The organism is Variovorax sp. 20P10.2.4, from assembly GCF_058244205.1.
In genome coordinates this window covers 1-3,365 of sequence record NZ_JBZAYE010000730.1, presented here as the reverse complement: position 1 = coordinate 3,365, position 3,365 = coordinate 1, and the positions used below count along the sequence as shown (strand labels likewise).

3 protein-coding genes and 1 pseudogene are annotated in these 3,365 nt (G+C 71.1%); all 4 read left to right on the top strand.

All coding sequences use genetic code 11. From position 1 onward, the window contains the following. Positions 1 to 1,095: PepSY domain-containing protein (locus tag AC27VN_RS36485; RefSeq protein ID WP_490879789.1), on the top strand; the 1,095-nt coding region annotated here is incomplete at its 5' end. Between the two features lie 70 nt (positions 1,096 to 1,165). Beyond that, on the top strand, positions 1,166 to 1,843 hold the full coding sequence (locus AC27VN_RS36480) for an energy-coupling factor ABC transporter permease (protein WP_431512326.1): 678 nt from the start codon (positions 1,166 to 1,168) through the stop codon (positions 1,841 to 1,843). A 17-nt stretch (positions 1,844 to 1,860) separates the two neighbouring features. Beyond that, entirely contained in the window at positions 1,861 to 2,922 is a 1,062-nt protein-coding gene (gene cobW, locus AC27VN_RS36475; RefSeq protein ID WP_296777596.1) for a cobalamin biosynthesis protein CobW, read from the top strand. Between the two features lie 2 nt (positions 2,923 to 2,924). Next, positions 2,925 to 3,365, top strand: a pseudogene (locus AC27VN_RS36470) (cobaltochelatase subunit CobN); the annotation flags it as partial.

Genomic DNA, 3,365 nt, shown 5'->3' with positions numbered 1-3,365 from the left:
CTCGAGCGCGACCAGTGGACCGTGCCGCAGGGCCTCAACCCGCTGCGCCCGCTGCACCGCATCGAACTGAACGACGCGGCGGGCACCGAACTCTACGTGTCGGCGCGCACCGGCGAGGTGGTGCGCGACACCACGCGGTCCGAGCGCTTCTGGAACTGGCTCGGCTCGGTGCCGCACTGGATCTACTTCACGCCGCTACGCGCCGACCCGCCACTGTGGCACGACGTGGTGGTGTGGCTCTCGGCCGCCTGCATCGTCTCGGCCGTGACCGGCATCGTGATCGGCATCCTGCGCCTCCGGCTGCGCCGGCGCTTCCGCAACGGCGCCGTCACGCCCTACACCGGCTGGATGGCCTGGCACCACATCGCGGGCCTGGTCGGCGGCTTCTTCGTGCTGACCTGGATCGTGAGCGGCTGGCTCTCGATGAACCCGAACCGCTGGTTCGAGCGCAACCCGGTCGACGCGGCCGCGATGACGCGCTACACCGGCGGCGAGATATCGACCTTTCCGTGGCCGCCCGCCACGCTGCCGGCAGGCGAGGGCGCAGCGGCACCGCGCGAGGCGCTGCTGCAATGGTTCGACGGCCGGCCGCTGCTGCAGCTGCGCGATGCGCAGGCACGCGTGCGCGTGGTCGATGCCGCGAGCGGCGCGCCGGCCTCGATCGCGCGCGAGGACATCGTGCGCGCGGCCGCCCGGCTGCGCCCCGGCGCCACGGTGAGCGAGGCCATGCTGCAGACCGCCTACGACTTCCACTGGTACGGCCACCACCGCGAGCGCGTGCTGCCGGTCTGGCGCCTCGCGTTCGACGACCCCGCGCGCACCCGGCTCTACATCGACCCGGCCAACGGCCAGCTGGCCGGCAGCAGCGACCGCAATGCGCGGCTGCGGCGCTGGCTCTTCAATGCGGCCCACAGCCTCGACTTCCCCTGGCTGATCCAGTACCGGCCGGCCTGGGACCTGGTGGTGTGGCTGCTGTCGATCGTCGGCGCCGTGGCCTCGGCCAGCGGCGTTGTGATCGGCTGGCGCCGGCTGCGGCCGCGCTCGCGTTCTCCCATCGTGGCGGGCGCGCGGCGCCTGTCCCAGCGTTCTTCATGAAGCGGGCTCGCCATCGCGGGTCCATGATCCAATCCACTTTCGCACTGCGGTGCCATTCAGGAGCTGTCCCATGCATATCGAACCCGGTCTCGTCGACGGATCCAAGATCTTTCTCAGCTATGCCACCGGCGCCGCGGCGCTCGCCTACACCGGCAAGGTGGCTTTCGACACCCTGCTGAAGGACGGCCTGGCCGCCCTGGCATTGCGCTCGGCAATCGCCGTGGCGCTGGTGTTCTGCTTCTTCGAGGTGCTGCCGCACCACCCGGTGGGCGTGTCCGAGGTGCACCTGATCCTCGGCACCACCCTGCTGCTGGTGTTCGGGCTCGCGCCCGCGGCCATCGGCCTGGCGGGCGGGCTGCTGGTGCAGAGCCTGTTCTTCGAGCCGCAGGACCTGCCGCAGTACGGCATGAACGTCACGACCCTGCTGGTGCCGCTGTTCGCCACGGCCGTGCTCGCGCGCCGCATCATTCCCGAGAAGCTGGCCTACGTGGACATCGGCTACCGCGAGGCCTTCAAGCTGTCGGTGGCCTACCAGGGCGGCATCGTGGTGTGGGTCGGCTTCTGGGCGCTCTACGGCCGCGGCACCGGGCTCGCGAACCTCGGCGAGATCGCCAGCTTCGGCGCTGCCTACATGACGGTGGTGCTGGTCGAGCCGCTGGTCGACCTCGGCGTGCTCGCCGGTGCCAAGGCCTGGCGCCGGCTGCAGGGCTCGGCCTTCGTCGAACGTCGCCTCTACACCGGCGCCTGAAAGAAATAGAAATCTCCATGACCACCAGCAACGCAAAAATCCCCGTCACCATCGTCACGGGCTTCCTCGGCAGCGGCAAGACCACCTTGATGCGCCACATCCTCGGCAACGCCGAGGGCCGCCGCATCGCGGTGATCGTCAACGAGTTCGGCGAGCTCGGCATCGACGGCGAGATCCTGCGCGGTTGCGGCATCGGCTGCGACGACGAGGGCAACGAGCGCGAGGGCGCGCTCTACGAACTCGCCAACGGCTGCGTCTGCTGCACCGTGCAGGAGGAATTCCTGCCCGTGATGCTGCAGCTCGCCGAGCGCCGCGACCAGCTCGATGCCGTGCTGATCGAGACCTCGGGCCTGGCGCTGCCCAAGCCGCTGGTGCAGGCCTTCCAGTGGCCCGACATCGCCAACGTCTTCACCGTCGACTCGGTCGTGACCGTGGTCGACGGCCCGGCCGCCGCGGCGGGCCAGTTCGCCGAGAACCCGGTGGCGGTCGACGCGCAGCGCCGCGCCGACCCCAACCTCGACCACGAGTCGCCGCTGCACGAGCTGTTCGAGGACCAGCTCTCGGCCGCCGACCTGGTGGTGCTCAACAAGGCCGACCTGCTCGACGAGGCCGCGCGCGCGCGCGTCGAGGCGCTGGTGCGCGAGGAGCTGCCGCCCGAGGTCAAGATCGTGACGGCCACCGAGGGCAAGCTGCCACTCGCGCTGCTGCTGGGCCAGGGCCGCGCGGCGGAGACCACCATCCACCTGCGCGAGAGCCACCACGACCACGAGGAAGACCACGACCACGACGAGTTCGACTCGCTCGTGATCGACCTGCCCGCGATGGACCGCGAGCGGCTGCTGGCCGCGCTGGCCGCGCTGGTCGAGCGCCACACCATCTACCGCGTCAAGGGCTTCGTCGCCGTGCCGGGCAAGCCGATGCGCCTGCTGGTGCAGGGCGTGGGGCGGCGCTTCGACCACCACTTCGACCGCCGCTGGCGCGACGGGGAGGCGCCGCGCACGCAACTGGTCTTCATCGGCGAGGACCTGGACGAGGCCGCGCTGCGCGAGGTGCTGGAAGGCGCGGCGCTGCCGGCCTGACGATGCACCTGCTGAGCACCCAGCCCGGACGCTTCGTCGAGGACGATCCGGGCGTCGTCACCCGGCTCGACCAGACGCCGGGCGAGATCGTGGTGCTCAGTTCGGCCGACACCACGCTGGCCCTGCTGTCGGCCGCGCGCGGCGCGCTGGCGGCCAGCGATCCCGGCTATCCCTCGCTGCGGCTGGCCAACCTGATGTACCTGCGCCAGCCGGCCTCGTTCGACCTCTATGCCGACGAGGTGCTGCGGCATGCGCGCGTGGTGGTGGTCGACCACCTGGGCGCGGCCTCGGCCTGGCCCTACGGCCTGCAGCAGCTCGAGAAGCTCGCGCGCCGGCACGGCCAGCAGCTCGCCATCTTCTCGGGCGACCTGCAGGAGGACGAGGACCTGCTCGCGCGCAGCACCGCGCCGCGCGCCGTCTGCCACCGGCTGTGGCAGTACCTG

Coding starts and splice junctions, on each gene's coding strand:
- AC27VN_RS36480 (WP_431512326.1), top strand. CDS start 1,166: ATGCATATCGAACCCGGTCTCGTCGACGGATCCAAGATCTTTCTCAGC.
- cobW (WP_296777596.1), top strand. CDS start 1,861: ATGACCACCAGCAACGCAAAAATCCCCGTCACCATCGTCACGGGCTTC.